General features: G+C 64.1%; 9 protein-coding genes and 2 pseudogenes. 4 read left to right on the top strand and 7 right to left on the bottom strand.

The features are described 5' to 3' along the window. Nucleotides 1-38 precede the first annotated feature (38 nt). The 4 genes and pseudogenes from accD to ACPPVP_RS00465 all read left to right on the top strand — a co-directional run. A complete protein-coding gene (accD, locus tag ACPPVP_RS00480; RefSeq protein WP_426530268.1) occupies nucleotides 39-980 on the top strand; it encodes an acetyl-CoA carboxylase, carboxyltransferase subunit beta in 942 nt (313 codons plus the stop codon). Further along, complete coding sequence (locus tag ACPPVP_RS00475) at nucleotides 977-2,317, top strand: bifunctional folylpolyglutamate synthase/dihydrofolate synthase (protein ID WP_426530266.1); 1,341 nt, start codon at nucleotides 977-979, stop codon at nucleotides 2,315-2,317. Before accD ends, ACPPVP_RS00475 begins: the two co-directional genes overlap by 4 nt. 320 nt (nucleotides 2,318-2,637) lie before the next feature. Beyond that, a complete protein-coding gene (locus ACPPVP_RS00470) occupies nucleotides 2,638-3,378 on the top strand; it encodes a metallophosphoesterase family protein (RefSeq protein WP_426530264.1) in 741 nt (246 codons plus the stop codon). Nucleotides 3,379-3,569: 191 nt separating this feature from the next. After that, nucleotides 3,570-4,358: pseudogene (locus ACPPVP_RS00465) on the top strand (alpha/beta fold hydrolase); the annotation flags it as partial. Nucleotides 4,359-5,367: 1,009 nt separating this feature from the next. Here the strand turns inward: ACPPVP_RS00465 and trxA are convergent. The 7 genes and pseudogenes from trxA to ACPPVP_RS00430 form a co-directional block, all read right to left on the bottom strand. Beyond that, a complete protein-coding gene (trxA, locus tag ACPPVP_RS00460) occupies nucleotides 5,368-5,688 on the bottom strand; it encodes a thioredoxin (protein WP_426530262.1) in 321 nt (106 codons plus the stop codon). A 71-nt stretch (nucleotides 5,689-5,759) separates the two neighbouring features. Further along, nucleotides 5,760-9,290, bottom strand: a pseudogene (addA, locus tag ACPPVP_RS00455) (double-strand break repair helicase AddA). Next, the gene (addB, locus tag ACPPVP_RS00450; protein WP_426530259.1) at nucleotides 9,284-12,430 is read right to left on the bottom strand and encodes a double-strand break repair protein AddB; all 3,147 of its coding nucleotides are present in this window, start codon (nucleotides 12,428-12,430) and stop codon (nucleotides 9,284-9,286) included. Before addB ends, addA begins: the two are co-directional and overlap by 7 nt. A 203-nt stretch (nucleotides 12,431-12,633) precedes the next feature. Next, nucleotides 12,634-13,356 (bottom strand): nucleotidyltransferase family protein, encoded by a 723-nt coding sequence (locus tag ACPPVP_RS00445; RefSeq protein ID WP_426530257.1) that lies wholly within the window; start codon nucleotides 13,354-13,356, stop codon nucleotides 12,634-12,636. A gap of 152 nt (nucleotides 13,357-13,508) precedes the next feature. Beyond that, nucleotides 13,509-13,832, bottom strand: coding sequence for a PilZ domain-containing protein (locus tag ACPPVP_RS00440; RefSeq protein ID WP_426530255.1), 324 nt, complete (start codon nucleotides 13,830-13,832; stop codon nucleotides 13,509-13,511). Between the two features lie 90 nt (nucleotides 13,833-13,922). Then, a complete protein-coding gene (gene tsaE, locus ACPPVP_RS00435) occupies nucleotides 13,923-15,443 on the bottom strand; it encodes a tRNA (adenosine(37)-N6)-threonylcarbamoyltransferase complex ATPase subunit type 1 TsaE (RefSeq protein WP_426530253.1) in 1,521 nt (506 codons plus the stop codon). Beyond that, nucleotides 15,440-17,959, bottom strand: a complete 2,520-nt coding sequence (locus ACPPVP_RS00430; RefSeq protein ID WP_426530251.1) for an ATP-binding protein — start codon at nucleotides 17,957-17,959, stop codon at nucleotides 15,440-15,442. Before ACPPVP_RS00430 ends, tsaE begins: the two co-directional genes overlap by 4 nt. Nucleotides 17,960-18,063 lie beyond the last annotated feature (104 nt).

Genomic DNA, 18,063 nt, shown 5'->3' with positions numbered 1-18,063 from the left:
GATTCAGTTGATGCGTTAACCGCATTTCGGAGCGAACCATGAATTGGCTCACCAACGTCGTCCGGCCAAAAATCCGCAACATCCTGCGCCGCGAGACGCCGGAGAATCTGTGGATCAAGTGCCCGGATTCCGGGCAGCTCGTGTTCTACAAGGACGTCGAGGCCAACCAGTTCGTCATCCCCGGCTCGAACTACCACATGCGCATGGGCGCGGTGGCGCGGCTGAAATCGATCTTCGACAACGAGACCTGGTACGACATTGCGCTGCCGGAAGTGACGGCCGATCCGCTCAAGTTTCGTGATGAGCGCAAATATGTCGACCGCATCAAGGACGCCCGGGCCAAGACCGGGCTGAACGACGCCATCAAGGTCGGCTACGGCAAGCTCGAGGGCGCCGGTGTCGTCGTCGCGGTGCAGGATTTCGATTTCATGGGCGGTTCGCTTGGCATGGCCGCGGGCGAGGCGATCGTGCGCGGGCTCGAATTGGCGGTCGAGAAGAAGTCGCCGTTCATCATGTTCGCGGCCTCGGGCGGCGCGCGGATGCAGGAAGGTATTCTGTCGCTGATGCAGATGCCGCGCACCACCGTCGGCGTACAGATGCTGCGCGAAGCAAAGCTGCCCTACATCGTGGTGCTGACCAATCCGACCACCGGCGGCGTCACCGCGTCCTACGCCATGCTGGGCGACGTGCAGATCGCCGAGCCCGGCGCGCTGATCGGTTTCGCCGGCGCGCGCGTCATCGAGCAGACCATCCGCGAGAAGCTGCCGGAAGGATTCCAGCGTGCTGAATATCTGCTCGATCACGGCATGATCGACATGGTCGTGCATCGCCACGAGATGCGCCCGACGCTGGCGCGGCTGTGCCGGCTCCTGACCAAATCGCCGGCGCTCGACGTCGCTTCAAAGCCTGCACCGCAGGTTACGGACCCGGCCCAGATCGTCTCGGCGCCCGAAGCCGTGCCGGCTGCGCCCCACGCGTGAACCTGCCTGCCGCCAATCCCCGGCCGCTCGGTGAATTGATCGCGCGGCTGTCTGCCTTGCATCCGAAGCGAATCGATCTCAGCCTCGATCGCATGCACCGCCTGCTGGCGCGTCTCGATCATCCAGAAGCCACGTTGCCGCCGGTGATTCATGTCGCCGGCACCAACGGCAAAGGCTCCACGATCGCCTATTTGCGCGCGACGCTCGAGGCCGCCGGCCTGCGCGTGCACGTCTATACCTCGCCTTACCTCGTGCGGATCAACGAATGCTTCCGCATCGGCGAGAAGGGCGGTGGCCGCCTGGCCGATGATGCCGCGTTGCGCCGGGTGCTGGAGCACTGCCAACAGGTCAACGCGGGCGATCCCATCACGATTTTCGAGATGGAGACCGCGGCAGCATTTTGCCTGTTCGCGGAGCATGAGGCCGATGTGGTGCTGCTGGAAACCGGTCTTGGCGGACGGCTCGACGCCACCAACGTCATCGACCGGCCGATCGCTGTCGTCATCACGCCGGTCAGCATGGATCACATGGAATTTCTCGGCAGCACGCTGAAAGCCATCGCCGGCGAGAAGGCTGCCATCATCAAGCGCGGCGCGCCGGTGATTTGCGCCGAGCAGACGCCGGAGGCGATGTCGGTAATCGAGGCGCAGGCCAAGCGCATGCGCGCGCCGATGCATGCGGCGGGACAGCAATGGCACGTCGGTGTCGAACGCGGGCGGCTGGTCTATCAGGATGAGCGCGGCCTGATGGATCTCGCGGCGCCAAAACTGTTCGGGCGCCATCAATTCGACAATGCCGGTCTCGCCATCGCGACGTTGCGCGCGATCGAGTCGTTCAAAATCGGAATGCCGGCGTTCGAGGCCGGCATCGTCGGCGCCGAGTGGCCGGCGCGGATGCAGCGGCTGGTCGCGGGCGCGCTGGTTGATCAGGGGCCGAAGGGTTGCGAGATCTGGCTCGATGGCGGGCACAATGCGGAAGGCGGCCGCGTCGCTGCTGCAGCGCTGGGCGATCTCGAAGAGCGCGTGTCGCGCCCCCTGGTGGTGATCGCGGGCATGATGGCGAACAAGGATGCGGGCGCGTTCCTCGCCAATTTCGCCGGCCTGACGCGGCACATTGTCACTGTGCCGATTCCCAGCCGCGACAATGCGATGCCGCCGGATCGCCTCGCGGATGCGGCGCGCTCGCTCGGTATGCGCGTGGAAAACGCTGTGAGTGTCGAAGCGGCGCTGCAAGCGTTATCGCGGCTCGCTTATGAAGTGCCGCCGCGCATTCTGATCACGGGTTCGCTCTACCTCGCCGGCGATGTGCTTGCGATCAATGGCACGCCGCCTGCATAGAGCGTTTTCAAGCGGAGCGGGGGCTGGTTCGCGTCATGAAAACGCGTCAGCCCAAATCTGGCGTCCGACAAAATGAAATGCCGCTGGAATCGCTTCCAGCGGCGACCCGGGAAGAAATATCGATTGCTTATGAAACTAACCAGCCCCGGTGGTCACAAAAGACTAGCCAAGGCTTGTGCTTACTGCGAGTCGGAACCCGGGTTCCGTCGTAGAACCTAAGGAGCATGTTGCCGGCTGGTTTCACCCAAATGAGTTAAGTGACCTGACATCTTTTTTTGTACGATCGTACAACAGCAGCTGCCGGAAGCAGGAAAACTGACATGCGTTTTGCCGCCATAGCCGATGTCCACGGAAACTATCTCGCGCTCGAAGCGGTGCTGGCCGACATCCGCGCGCAGGGCATCGGCGACATCGTCCATCTCGGCGACATGGCGAGCGGCCCGCTCGATGCGCGGCGAACCATGGACGCGCTGATGGCGCTTGATGCGGTTCACGTGCTCGGCAATCATGATCGCTATCTGATCGACCGGCCGCCGGAGAAAATGGGATCATGGGATCGGCCGGCCCATGCGCAGCTCGAAGCGCACCATCTCGACTGGCTGCGCGGGGTGCCGAAGAGCGCGGTGTTTCGCGATCAGGTCTTTCTCTGCCACGCCACACCTGACCATGATGAGATCTACTGGCTGGAAACGGTCTTGCCCGACGGCACCGTGCGAATGGCGGCGCTGGAGACAATCGAAAAATATGCACATGGCATCACGCAATCCCTGATCCTCTGCGCACACACCCACATCGCGCGCGCGGTCAGGCTTCACGACGGCCGGTTGATCGTCAATCCCGGCAGCGTCGGCTCGCCCGGCTATCGCGATGTCCATCCGTTTCCGCATGTCGTCGAAGCCGGCACGCCGGATGCGCGCTATGCCATCCTCGAACTCGTCAACGGCACATGGCGCGTCACGTTCCGCCACGTGCCGTATGATCACGAGGCGATGGCCGCGCTCGCGCGGCAGAACGGTCAGGCCGAACTGGCGTCCGCGCTCGCGACGGGGTGGATCAGATAGAATCCTCGATCACGTGGTCGGAGAGCCAGTCGCGGGCGGCTGGATCATGGTCATATTACAGGATCGTTATGTCGTGTCGCAATCTGGCGTTGAAACAGGCTGAGTTCTGTCGTATCCGCTTACAAGGACACGCAAGTTGATACAAAGTAGGGATTTTGCCGTTAGGTCAGTGGTTCAGCCCGAGGCTGTGCATGAAACGTGGAATTACCGTTCTGCTTTCACTCGCCCTGCTGGTCGCCGTTGCATATTTCACCGCGGACAAGTGGGCGATCCGGCACGAGACCATCGCGTTCCATGATCCCGATCGCGACAATCGCCTGGTCGCGGTCAATATCGCTGTCCGGCGCGACAGCGAAATGCAGGCTAATGCCGGTCTGATCAAGCTGCCGGTCGCGATCCTTAACCACGATAACACCGTCAAGAACACCGAGTATTCCTTCCTTGCAAACGTCTTCGCCTGGCGCGGCTACCTCGCGATCAGCCCGCAGCACGATCTGCCGACCGATCCGCCGATGGTGACCAAGGTCGGTGAACCCTACGTCGGCCGTCTGCCGCAGATTCAGCGCGGCGTGGCCAACATCCATTTCGCCATTCACGAAATGCAGAAGGTCCAGCCCAACGCAGACTATGAAAAAGTGACGATGGTCGGCCATTCGATGGGCGGCGACATCTCGATGTATTTCGCCAAGGAATATCCCGACGAGATCAAGAAGGTTGTGACGCTCGACAATCTGCGCGTGCCGTTCCTGACCGACGGCAAGTTCAAGATCCTGTCGTTCCGCTCCAAGGATACCCACTTCAAACCCGACCCCGGCGTCGTACCTGACGACGAGCAGGCCGAAAAAGCCGGCATCACGGTCGTGAACACCGGCTTCCAGCACAACGACATGTCGGACAAGGGGCCGGACGCCGCGAAGAGCTCAATCCAGTCGATGCTGGACAAGTTCTTGGAGGATACTAATTCCAGTGGAGTAGTTCCTGGTGACATCAAGTCAGTCGATAGACCGATTACGCCTTCCTCCGGCCAAATAGTCGCCGATTCCAATTCAGGAAAGCAAATCGTTACCGAAACTGCCTGTCAGGAAAAATCACGAAGGTTGGGGGTGGTGTCGAACGGCCCTTGCGTTGATGTCGGGGACATTGTCGACAACTTGCTTGAGGGGCACTACAACTTCAATAAGCCGCGCACGGCATACCTCGAGGAACCATTCAGATTTCGTCTCCTTTTAACGACCTCTAACAAACAAGACGTTCAAGATGCATTTTCAGGACTGCCCGGCACGATAACGAAGAGAGAGGGGAAATTTGCTCAGTCGATCGAGGCAACACTGCAGGGTGACGACCTAAAAATCGAACCTGCAGGAGCGCAACTGCGCACTGCTACGACGTCCAAACCTGTTGAATGGGATTGGACGGTCACCCCGCAATCCGGGGGCAAGAAAACCCTTACGATCGAGGTGGCAGCGAATATTCAAGTTGGGCCTGACAGGCACCGGGTGCAGGTGACAACGTTGCACGAGGAGGTAGTCATTCAGGTTTCTGCGTTCCAGCAACTTAAATCATATGTCGGCCAAGCAAACGGTCTGATCGTTGCAGCCGCGGCTGCGATCACGCCTCTTGCTGCACTGATCGCCCTTGTACCCAAGGTAAGAACTTTCATTAGCGACATTTGGCGTAGGGTACGCCGCAAACCATTTCCCAATCGTGCGGCTAGGCGAGCAAAGGGGAAGTAAGACTGTTGCGCAACTCCGAAACCGACAACAGGTAGCCCACAAACGACTATGACGCGGAATACCGCCGCCTGAAGACGGCCAGTCATCAGGATAGGGCGGGGAGCGAACACGAGCGGGATCATGCTCGCGTGACCGACACGCTCGATCGGCTTGCGCGCGAATTCCTGCCGGCACCCGCTTCCGGCTTATGTTCTCTCAAAGTAAAACGGCGGGCTATTCGCCGGCCGTCCCTGAAAAATTACTGTCTAAGAGCCAATCAGACCGCAGCGGTGATCCACTGCTGCAGCTTTGCCTTCGGCGCGGCGCCGACCTGGCGCGAGGCCATCTCGCCGCCCTTGAAGATCATCAGGGTCGGGATCGACATCACGCCGTATTTCGAAGCCGTCTTCGGGCTCTCGTCGACGTTCAGCTTCACGATCTTGACCTTGTCGCCCATCGCGCCGGAAATTTCGTCGAGGGCGGGGGCGATCATGCGGCAGGGGCCGCACCATTCGGCCCAGAAATCGACGACCACCGGCCCGGTCGCGTTGAGCACTTCGGCTTCGAAATCGGAGTCAGAAACCTTGCCAACGGCCATGGGAATTACCTCGTTTGGTTAGGAAAAAGCGGCGCGGAATGAGAATCGCGCCGGGGATGATAGCGCCAAACCTATGAACGCGACCCTGCCGGGTCAAGCGCGGGTCACGCCGAGATGATGGATGCCAGCTCGGCCTCCAGCGCGGGGGCCGAAATCTCCATCAATTCAGCGGTTTCGGTCCAAAGCAGCGCGGCGCGGACCGGCAGCTGGGGATAAAGCTTGCCAAGCACCTCGCGGTACAGGGCGAGCTGGCGGACGTAGCCCCTTGGCGCCTCCTCGGGCCGGCTCGGCGGGGCGTGGTTGGTCTTGAAATCGACGATCAGGACCTCGTTTTCCGTGACCACGAGGCGGTCGATCTGCCCGGATACCAGCGCCGGCCGTCCGGCCGGTCGCTCCAACCGGCCGACGATCGAGACCTCGGCCCGGCTGCCGGGGGCGAACACCGGCGCGAAACGCGTATCCGCAATCAGGGCCAGCGTGCTTTCGGCCAGTGCCTGCCGTTCCTCCTCGCTCCAGCCGTCGGCGTTGCGGGCCAGATAGGCCAGCGCGGCCTCGCGGCGGCGCTCCGCGGCGATATCGGGCAGCGATTGCAGCAGCCGGTGCACCAGCGTGCCGTGTTGCAGGGCGCGGGCGCGCTGCGTGAGCGACTCTGCCGTCCGTACCTTGCGGGGGTCGTCATCTGCGGGGTCGGATGGCCGCACAAAACTTTCTGCGGACATCTCCGGCTGGGCCGGGGTCAGCAGCCAGTTGGGCAGCACCAGCGGCGCCGGCGCGGATGGCGCAGCAGCGGGTGCGGCCAAGGGCGCGGTCTCCTCAGGACGCATATAGCGTTTCACCCGGCCGATGGCGGTCTCGATCTCCTGGAGCTGCAGGGCGGAACCGCCGAGCCCCTTGGTGATCAGATCGTACCAGGACAGCGGCCGGACGCTCCTCATGTTGCCGGGCAGGCAGCCGCCCACGATCAGGCGGTCCGCCGCGCGCGTCATCGCCACATACAGGAGCCGGCGATATTCATCCTCGGTATCGCCGATCATCGCTGCGCGCGCCGCGACGACGGCCGGCGGATCCTCGGCCTTGCGGCCAGCCCAGACCACGACGCCGGGCGCATGCGGATCGGCATTGCCCTGCGACAGGTTGATGAGTTTCAGCCGCTGTGTATCCGAAGGTGAGGTCGTGGTGTCGACCAGGAACACGACCGAAGCCTCCAGCCCCTTGGCGCCGTGCACCGTCATGACGCGGACCTCGTCGCGCGAAATTTCCATGTCGCGCTTCACTTCGAGATCGGCGGTGCGCAGCCACGCCATAAAGCCCTGCAACGAGGCCGGCGCCTTGCGTTCATAGTTCAGCGCCAGCTCCAGAAACTCATCGAGCGCGTCGTTCGCCTCGTGCCCGAGCCGGCGCAAGATTCGCGCGCGGCCACCATCGCCGCCGAGCAGCCACGCATAGAACGCAAACGGTGTTTCGCTGGCGAAGCGCCGCTCACACTGTTCGAGCCGCCATAGCGCATCCCGCAACCGACCGTCGGCCGCGGCACGCTCGGCCAGCGCCGCGCGCAACGATCCCTTGCGCTGCCAGGCGATCTTGAACAGGTCATCATCGGTGAGGCCGAACAGCGGGCTCTTCAGCGCCACCGCGAGCGCCAGATCGTCCTGCGGCAGCAGCAGCGCGTCGGCGAGGTTCATCAGGTCGATGATCGCGATGTGCTCGGTCAGCTTGAGACGGTCGGCGCCGGCGACCGGGATACCGGCATGCTTCAGCGCCTGGATCACGGCGTCGAAGGCGTTGCCGCGTCGGCGCACCAGCACCAACATGTCACCATAGCGCAGCGGCCGGCGGTCATTGCTGCTGCCGGTCATCACGCCGCTGCTGACCAGCGACTTGATCTCGGCCTGAATGCGCCGGGAAAGCTTCACTTCAGGGCTGGTCGCGGCGACGCCGTCGAACGGCGCGCGCCAGCCTTCGATGTCCTGCCGGTCGTCGGCCTCGGCCAGCTCCCAGAGATCGATCTGGCTCGGCCCCGCGTCGGCCAGCGCGTGATGGATCGGGTTGCCGATATCGACCGCATGGATGCTGCGAAAGATGTCCTGTTCGCGAAACACCTCGTCCACCGCGTGCAGGATCGCCGGTCCCGAACGGAACGAATAGGTAAACGACACCGGATCGAACTTCAGTCCGGCGCCTTCGAACTTCCGCTGCAGGGCGCGGCGGCGCAGGTCGAATTCGCGCGGTGCCGCGCCCTGGAACGAAAAAATCGACTGCTTCTCGTCGCCGACCGCGAACACCGTGCGCACCACGCCATCGCGCGCGCCCGCTCCGGAAGTGAATTCGGAGATGATGTGCGCAACGATGTCCCATTGCCGCGGGCTGGTGTCCTGCGCTTCGTCGATCAGCACGTGGTCGACGCCGCGGTCGAGCTTGTAATGAACCCAGCCGGAGGAGACGCGATCGAGCATCTCCAGCGTCTTGTCGATCAAATCGTCATAGTCGAGCAGGCCACGTTCCTGTTTCTCGCGGCGGTAGTTGGCCGCCGCAGCGGTGGCGATATGGAGCAGCGCCTCGGTGCGGTCGCGCGCCACCACGGCGCGGCGGCGCTCGATCAGGGGAAGGATGCGACGGGCCTCGGAATCGAACAGCCGGCCGATGGCCGGATTGTTGTCACAGAATTTCTTGGTCACCACCGATTTGCGCGGCGTGCGATCGGCTTCCGTGAGGAATACGCCGAGATATTCGTCGACCTGCGCCGCGCCCGTGAACACCAGCGCACCGCGCAGCCGCGCCGCCTGGTCCTGATCGGTCTTGCTTCCGGTTTCCAGAACCAGGGCGATGGCCTCCCATTCGGAACGCGGCAGGTTGGGTCCATCAACGATGTCATGCTCGACATCCTCGATCCGGTCGTCGGGACTCACGCCGAGCGCGGCCGAAATCTGCGCGGCGGCGGCCTGCGCACTGCCGGCGGCGTCCGTCCAGGCCATGAAATGATCGCGGCTGAGACAGGCCTCGCGCACCACGTCCTTGAAGGTGACGTCCGCCGCACTCGCCATCGCCGTCATCAGCGCGCGGCCGGTGGCGCTGTCAGGGTTGCGCGATGCCTCGAGGAAAACCCCGAGATTGGCGCGCTCCATCATCTCGTTCTGGTCGCGGTCGTCGAGCACGGCAAACCGCGCCGGCACATTGGCCTCGAACGGGAATTGCTGCAGCAGCCGCGTGCACAGCGCGTGGATGGTCTGCACCTTCAGCCCGCCCGGCGTTTCCAGCGCGCAGGCGAACAGTTTGCGCGCCGATTTGCGCAAGCGTGCGCTTGGATTGGGAATGCCGGCCTCGCGGATTGCCGCATCCAGCGCATCGTCGTCGAGCGTCACCCAATGGCCCAGCGTGGTGAACACCCGCTCCGCCATGTTGGCGGCGGCGGCTTTTGTAAAGGTGATGCAGAGGATCTTTTCCGGCGGGACGTCGTCGAGCAGCAGCCGAATCACCCGCTGCACCAGCACATGCGTCTTGCCCGATCCGGCATTGGCCGAAACGAACGAGGACGCCGCGGGATCGGACGCGCGCGCCTGCGTGTCGCGCACATTGGGAGGAATGATGCGGGCAGCCTTCACCATTCCTCGATCCCCAGTCCGCCGGCCGCCGACCATTCCTTGATGCGCGCAAGATCGTCGTAAGCGCCGTAGCGGTTCGACCACATCGACAGGTTCAGCGAGGTATAGGGCGTCTCCTCGTTCTCGAACTTTCTAATCAGCGCTTCGAGCTGCTCGAGCGCATAGTCGGCCGCTTCGTCCGGCCGTTGCGGCGTGTCGTTGCTCCTGATCTTCAGCTCCAGCGAGCGCTGCTCGCCCGGCGGATTGTTGCCGCTGAGCCTGACATAGACGAGTTCGCCGACGGAGGATCCGGCGTGGATATTCTCAAAGCCGCCCTCGCGCAGGATCGCGGCCTCCAGCGTCAGTTGTGGCGACAGGCCCATGCGCACCTGTTTGCCGGTCGGCGGCTGCCCGGTCTTGTAGTCGAGGATCGCAAAGCTGCCGTCGTGGCGCTGCTCGATCCGGTCGGCGCGCGCGGACAGCGTGAAGATGCGTTCGTTGTCGAGTGAAATCTTGATCTCGCCGCGGATCTCAGCGTCAATTCTCTCGATGGCGTCGCGCCGCGCCAGCTCCCAATCGGCAAACCAGTTCGCGATGCGCCGAAACCGCGGCCACCACAGCGCCCGCGCCTCGGGACGCTCCATCAGCGGCGCAAAGTATTTTTCGCCGATGCCGCGCAGCACCAGCGCGGGCTGTGGCGGCAGCGCGTCGGCAAATTTTTGCGTGAACTCGCCGAGCGCGCCATGGATCGCCGAACCGCGGTCGGCCGCCGACAGCGGCATGTCGACGGGATCGAGCGGATCGAGCCGCAAAATATATTTCGCGTAGATCGTATAGGGATCGCGCAGCCAGTCCTCGATCGCCGTGACCGACAGTTTTGTCGGCCGAGTCGCGACGGGCGGCTTCGGCGCAGGCTGCTCGATCGGCGTGACCTCGTCGGGCTGGTCCAGTTCGGCGGCGAAGCTGACGTAATTTTCACCAGCACTTTTCGCCGCGTCCCAGCGTGCTTGGCCGGCGACGGCCTCCAACCGGTGCAGAAAGCGCGAGGCGACCGCCGGCGCGCCGCCGACTTTCGCCGAATGGGTCAGGATCACATCGTCCGTTCCCAGCAATTGCGCAAAATCGTGCGCGGAGAGGCCGATGCGTCGCTCCGGCAGATCGAGGCCAAGTTCATGGCGCATCGGCCGGCTCAGCCAGGGATCGACCCGCGGCGCCGGCGGCCATACGCCCTCGACCAGCCCGCCGAGGATGACGCGATCGGATTCGGTCAATCGCGCTTCGAGCTGACCATAGATGTGTAACTGCGCGGTCGCCGATTCCGGCCGCCGCGCCATCCGGTCGGCATAGGCGGTCTGGAACAATTCGGGGTAATCGCCGAGCTGCACCATCAGTCCGCTCGGCTTCTGCTCGGCAAGCAGATCGTCGAACGCCGCCGACAGCGCCGCGCCCTGCGTTTCCTCGAAGGCGACGGCAATGCCGTTTTGGTCGGACGACAGCGCGATCAGCGCTTCGCGATGGCGCAGCGCCAGCTCGGCAAAATCATAGGGTTTTGATGCGCCCATCACTTCGAGTGGCGCCAACGCCTGCTGCAGCGCGACGACCAGCGCTTGCGCTTCGTCGAGTTCGTGATCCCGCAATTTCGCGCGCGGCTCGGAGGCGTGCAGTGAGGAGGTCTCATGGCTGCGAAGTTTCTTGAGCTCGGTGCGGAAACGGTCGAAGTCGCGGGCCAGCCCGGCCGTGCCCGGTTGCGGCCGGGTGCCGCGCAGCAGCGCCAGTTCGAGCGTCTCGATCGCGTGCTTAAACGCGTCACGCGCGCCGCCGAGCCGAAACAGCGGATGTTTCAGCAACGCGAGCAGCGTCGGCGGCTCCAGCCCTCTGCCGGCAGCTTCAGCGGCGAGGCGCGCAAAGATGCCGGCCGGCGTATCCATCAGGGCGTCGCCGCCGGAATCGTCAAAATCGAGATTCCATCGCCGCAGCGCCGCCATCACCCGCCGCGCCAGTGCGCGATCCGGCGTCACCAGCGCCGCCGATTTGTTCAGATGCCGCGCCTCGCGCATCGCCACCGCGATCGCCAGCGCCTCCATCTCCGAATTTGGCGCCTCGACGATGGCAAGCTTCGTCATGCCGCCTGCAATCTTGAGCGAGACATCCGGCTGGACCAGGCGGTCATGCCATTGTTCGGTCGCGCCCGACGGCCGCATCGTCTCGGACACCAGCACCTCGCGTCCCCGTGGACTCGGCGTGCCGAGGGTCTCGACGTCGCTGCGCTTGATGCCGAAGCGATCCAGCAGACCGTGCATCGCGAATTGCGGATGGTTCGAGGAGGGCTGGGTGGTGAACTTGCCCCGCGCGTCCCTGACGCCGCCGATGGTCTGCCAGGCCTCCTCGTCGAGATCGGTGTCGAGCCCGGGCAGCACCACCGCGCCGAGCTTGAGCCCGGCCACGGCGGTGAGGAATTTTGCGGTTGCCGGCATCGAACCGGTCGAACCTGCGGCGACCACCGGCCCTTCATGATGCGCGGTCAGGCGCGCGGCTTCGGCGTCGATCAGGCGGTCGCGCCGCTCTGCGGGTTCGATCCGGCCGATCTCCTTCAGATGCTCCGGCCATATCTTGCGCGCGATGCGCAAAAATTCCAGCGAGTGCTGCCAGTATTTGTCGAACTGGTCGGGTACCAATTTGTCGAGCGCTTCCCAGGCAACGCCGCGCGTCACCATGTCGTCCATCAGCCGCGCCAGATCGCCGGCCAGCGCCAATGTCGAGGCCGGGCCGCCGACCACGAGCGGCGCCGAGACGGGACTCTTCGCCCATGCCGCAACCAGATGCGCCAGCGTCAGGCGGCGCTCCAGTTCGCCGAGCCTTGGCGGAATGTCGAGCGGCGCCACGCCGCTGAACTGTTCGGCGCCTTCCGCAAACGCCAACTCGTCCTCGTCGATGTCGCCGAGCGCCACGATGCGGGGCAGGATCGCCGCGTCGGTCTTCAGCTCATCGAGAAAGATTTCGCGCGCCAGCCGCCCGGCGCGCCGGGTTGGCAGATAGAGCGTCGCGCGCGCGAGATTGAGCGGATCCCGGCGCGCCTCGAATCCCTCGACCAGCCGCCCATCGACCAGCGCCGCGATGACGGTGCGCAGGAGCGGCACGGATACGGGAACGCTGAAAACGCGCATGGGCTTCCTGATTCGAGGTCAGCGCAATATAGGGAGGTAATCAGGGAAGGTCATGGGTGGGGGAGGGTAACCCCCACTACTCACCGTTGGTGACGGTGCTGTAGGGTGGGCAAAGCGAAGCGTGCCCACCATCCGTCCACGACCGTTGTCTTTGAATGGTGGGCACGCTGCGCTTTGCCCACCCTACGAATCTGTGCGTGGACCTACGCCACGCTTTCCAGAAACGCTTCTTCGGCGGCCTGCACCGCGTCGGGGGTTCCGACATGCATCCAGACGCCGTCGAGCCGCAGGCCGAACAGCCGTTCCTGTTCGTTGGCGCGATCGAACATCTTGGTCAGGGAAAACTCGCCGGCAGGCGCGTCGGCGAACAGCGAGGGCGACATGATCGCCGCGCCCGCATAGACGAACGGCACCACCTGATGCTCTTTCCGTTTGCGCAACGCGCCGTCCGGCAGCATGGCGTAGTCGCCGCGGCCGGCATAGCCGATGCTGCTCGTGGTCGGCGCCATCAGGAGCAGGATGTCCATCCGGTCAGGATCGAAGGTTTCGGCCAGCCGCGCCAGATTGGGCCGCACGCCGTCGATCCACATCGTGTCGGCGTTGAGGTGAAAGAACGGCTCCTTGCCGAGCAATGGCAGCGCTTTCACGACAGCCCCACCGGTGCCGAGCACGACGTCGCGCTCGTCGGAAATGATGATGCGGGGGCGGGTACGGCTCGCGGTATGCTGGATGATCTGGTCGGGCAGGTAATGCACGTTGACCACGGCCTCGCTGACGCCGGCACCGGCGAGCTTGTCCAGCACATGATCAAGCAAGGGCTGGCCGGCCACGCGCACCAGCGGCTTCGGCATGTGGTCGGTCAACGGGCGCATGCGCAAACCGAGACCGGCGGCAAGGACCATGGCTTTGGTAGGCGTAACGGACATTCCTGGAATTTCTCTTGGGATTTCTCTTGGGATTTCTCGAACCATCAAATCGCGCTGCGGATCATATCACGGCGAGTGGCTTGAACCAGCAGCCATGAGGCCTTAGTGGCCGCGCATGACGGCCGTACGACGGCTGCCGGCGCGGCCAAATCTCAGACTTCGGCGTCCTGGGCCCCGCGCTTGGCCGCCTTCTTCTTCTTGTCGCCCTGCTTGAGGAAGTTGACGCCGATCTGATCGCCATTGACCCAGGCCAGCTCGCAGCGCCGATAGGCCAGTCCCGTGGACGACAGCAGCAGGAAGAATTCTTTCAAGTGCAGACCTTCGACCGAGCCTTCGACCGTCAGCTTGGCGCCAGTCTCGGAAACGTCTTCCATCACGCAGTCACGCCGCCAGGTGCCGTCGATTCCCATCATGTGCGCCGCAAAGCCGCGCTCGAATACGACTCGATCTCCCTTGCGCCGTTCTGCCCCCGCCATGGCCGTTTTCCCGTGTCAAAACTGACTGTGCCATGCCTCTGCAGCATGGCCGGTTCCAGAATATATGCGGGGTGGCTAACAGGAGGTAAATCAGGGAACCGGCGGCGGCACGTTGGCGGCATACCATGCGCGAAATGCCGCTAGCGTCGGGTGTGCCAGCGAGCGGCTGAGATAGGTCCAGATCCGGGGTTGGTGGCGCAGGTATTGCGGCTTGCCGTCGCGCCGGTTGAGCCGGGCAAAGGTGCCGAGCAGGCGGGTATTCCGCTGTGCCGACATGATGGCGTAGAGCTCGGCGAAGCTGGCCGGGTCGAACTGGGCATCGGCGGCGCGGCGCGCCTTGATGTAACGGGTCAAGAGCGTCAATTCGAGTTGTTCGGCCACATCGATCCGCGCGTCCTGCAGCAGCGACACCAGATCGTAGGCGGCGGGGCCGAGCACGGCATCCTGAAAGTCGATGATCCCGACGCGCAAGATCCCGGTGCGGTCGCCGAGCCAGATGATGTTCGGCGAATGAAAATCCCGCATCACCCAGGTTCGCGGCGCAGCCGCCGGCTTTTCCAGCAGCGTTCGCCACATCGTGACGAATTCGTCGCGCTGTTGCGGGCTGATTTCAGCGCCGCGGTCCGGAAGATACCATTCGAGCATCAGGCCGATCTCGACCAGCCATGCATCGATATCGTAGCGCGGAATTTGGTATGGGCCTTCCGGCTCCAGCGGCGCCGTTTCGGGTAGGGCCTTGCGATGCAGCTCCGCCAGCATGTCGGTTGCCGCCTCGTAGCACTCGACGATCGGCCGCGGCGGGTCGCCCTCGATGACGCCGGCGGTGCCGAAATCCTCAGTGATCAGGAAACCGGCACTTAGATCGGCGTGGCGGATGGCCGGCGCCGAAAAACCATGCGCGCGCAGGCCATTGTCGATGGCGACGAATGGTTTGACATCCTCGGCGAGATGAACGGCGGCGCTGTAGGATTTTCCGCTGTAGATCGCAGGTCCGTCCGGCCGTCGCGGCGAATTCATCAGGATCGACGTGCCGTCGTCGCGGATCAGCCGCGCATAGGAGCGCGTCGAGGCGTCGCCCGGCATGCGCCCGCGCGCCGCATCCAACAAGCCGGCATCGCCGAGAAACTTTCGCAAGCCCTCCAGCCGCGTTACCTGCGCCGCCGCCTTGCCGTAGCCGGTGATTTCGGCGGCGCGTGCGGTGGACCCGAGCGCCGGGCGGTGGCTGAAGGCGATGTTGATGCGATCTTCGGGCAGCGCATCGGGCGCGCGTTCCGGCCATTCGATCAGCGCCAGCGTGCCCTCCGGCAGCGGCGACAATCCGATTTCTTCCAGCTCGCTCGAATCATTGATCCGATAGAGATCGGCGTGAAGAAGCGGGAACGGTAAATCATAGCTCTGCGCCAGCGTGAATGTCGGGCTCGGCACTTCGAGCATGGCATCGTCGGCGAGATAGCGGATCATAGCCCGCGCTGCCGCGGTCTTGCCCGCGCCGAGATCGCCCGACAGCGTGATGACGTCGCCGGGACCGACCAGCAGCGCGAGGTCGGCCATCAGATGAGATGTCGCCGTCTCGTTCGCCAGCGCCACCGTGAATGTAGCTGGCGCGGTCATTCGGCAGCGTTGCGATGCGCGTTCTGGTCGACCGGAAAGTCGCAAGAGACCGTCGTGCCCTTGCCGACCACCGAATCGACGCGCACCTTGCCGCCGTGCAGTTCGACGAAGGAACGCACCAGCGACAGGCCGAGGCCGGCGCCGCGATGACGCGAGCCGTGAGAGTGGCTCTCGAACCAGTCGAACACCTTGTCTTTCACGTCAGCCGGAATGCCGGGGCCGGAATCGCTGACGGTGAAGATCACGCGATGCTCGGTCCGCCGCGCACTGATCGTGACCGCGGCGTCGTGCGGCGAGAACCCGACGGCGTTGGCGAGCAGATTATAGAGCACCTGCACCACGCGCCGCTCGTCGCCGGTGAAGTTGCCGACATTCGAATCGATATCGACCTTGAGTTCGATGCGGTCGGTCGCCAGCCGGTCCTGAATGCCTTCGGCGGCGGCCTGGATCGCCTTTTCGATATTGACCGGGCCGAGCTCGAGCTTCATCGCGCCGGCATCGATGGTGGCGAGATCGAGGATGTTGTTGGTCAGGGCCAGCAGCGCGTTGGTCGATTTGGTGACGTAGTCGAGATATTCGGCCTGCTTGGGCGTCAGCGGGCCGGTCGAGGGATCGCTGAGGAAATGTGCGAAGCCGATGATGGTGGTGAGGGGGGCGCGCAGTTCGTAGGACACGTGGTGGACAAAATCGACCTTCATCTGATCGGCGGCTTCCAGCGCTTCGTTGCGCTCGCGCAGCGCCCGCTCGACATTCTCGGTGTCGGTGATGTCCTGGAAGGTCAGCATGGTCGCGCCGTCGGGCAGCGGCATGGTCATGCAGTCCAGCACGCTGCCGTCCTTCCGCTCGAGCTTCAGCGCCACTTGCGCCCGGTTCTCGATTCCCGTGATCGCCTCGCGCAGCGCCCGCCAGGTCAGTTCGTCGTCGAATAGCGGCTTGCACCACGCTTCCACGGCCTCGATGTGCGGCTGCTCCTTCAGCGCCTCCGCCGACAGCTTCCACATTTTCTCGAAGGCGGGATTGAACAGTTCGACGCGGCCATTACTGCCGAACACCGCGACGGCTTCGGCCAGATTATCGAGCGTCTCATGCTGGACCCGGGTCAGCCGGTCGAACCGCCGTGCGAGATCCAGGCTCTCGGTGACGTTGTCGAACAGATAGGTGACGCCGCCTTCGAGGTTCGGCGTGGTGACGACGCTGAGCGCGCGGCCGTCGGGCAGGAACCAGGTGTAGTTCTCCGGCTCGACGGCGCTGTAGGCTTTGTGCAGCTTGGCCTTCCAGACCCGGAAGTCGGGCTGCTCGGGCAGCTTACGCGCGGCGCGTAAGCGGTCGAGCACGCTTGAATCATCGGGATTGGAATCGAGGAAGGCCTGATCGAGGCCCCATAGCCGCCGGTAGGACTCATTGTAGAAGGCAAGCCGCCGCTGGCTGTCGAACACGGCAACCCCTGAGGACAATTGGTCGAGGGTGCGGCGATGGGCTTCCGCCATCCGCTCCATCGCGTCCTGCAATGCGGTCGCCTCGCTGGCGTCGATGGCGATGCCGGCACTGCCGGCGCTGAGCTTGAGCGCCTGCACATCGTAAATGCGCCGCTCACCGCCGACCACGATCGGCAGCCGCGCGCTGAACGTGGCATTGTCGTTCAGCACCCGGGTCATCTCGGCGCGCTGGTCGTTCTCCAGCAGTTCGAGGCTGCGGTAGATCGTATCCGCGACGTTCGCACCTTCGGTGGCCCGCACATAGGCGGTATTGGCGTAACGCAGATTGCCCTCGATACTCTTGGCCCAGATTGGCCACGGCGCCGCGGCGGCAAAGTCGCGCAGCAACTCGGTCTCTTCCGCAAGCGTCCTGTAACGGAGATTGGATTCGGCGAGTTCCCGGCGCAAGCCGCCTAGTTCGCGAATTCGCACAATGGCTTGCCCCCCGATGGCGCGGCCCATCGCTTCGATGGCGCGGCCGTTGGCGGTGGAGAGATTGAGCAGAAAACCTTCGCCGGCCTCGCGCAGCGCGTCGACCGCATGGTCCATCTGCAGCGCCGGTTCCGGTGGCAGCCAGGTTCCAAAGGCGAGGATGCGCTGCGGTGAATTGGACATCGCGTCCTGCGAGATCAGAAGCGAGGTGTCGCCGCTGATCTGGGGGCGGTTGTCGCCCGCGGCCCAGGCGATCAGGATCTGCGGCTCGGCGAACAGGAGCGCGCGCAGCCGGTCGGCCTGCACCTGCAGGTCGGCGATGTCGGAGCGCAGGCTGAGTTCCATTTGGCTGGCCCGAACGCGCGAGCGCATCAGCAGTATCGCAGCCAGCACCGTAAAGCACAGCAGCGACAGCGCGGTCGTCAGCGCTGCGAATTCCTGGTGATTGAGGTCGAGCAAGGCGGAAATCGTCTGCGTGATGGTCAAGTCAGAGGCCAGCGCAGCTTTCGGCCAGGCGGAGAGGGCAGTGGCGAGCGAAATCACGCCGTGGCGCGCCAGTGAGGTGCACGACAGCAGGGTTCGACGCATCGCCGCGACTACGCCCAACATTATTTGCCCCAAAAACGCACGACTGCACGCCCGGCGCTACCCCCGCCGTGCACGAATCGGGTCGAGAGTATCCCCTTCGGGAGTCGGCCGGTAAGAGTCCAGAC

The sequence above is a fragment of the Bradyrhizobium sp. McL0615 genome (assembly GCF_049993905.1).
Classification (GTDB): Bacteria; Pseudomonadota; Alphaproteobacteria; order Rhizobiales; family Xanthobacteraceae; genus Bradyrhizobium.
The sequence above is the reverse complement of the archived record's forward strand: the minus strand, read 5'-3'. Positions and strand labels throughout refer to the sequence as shown.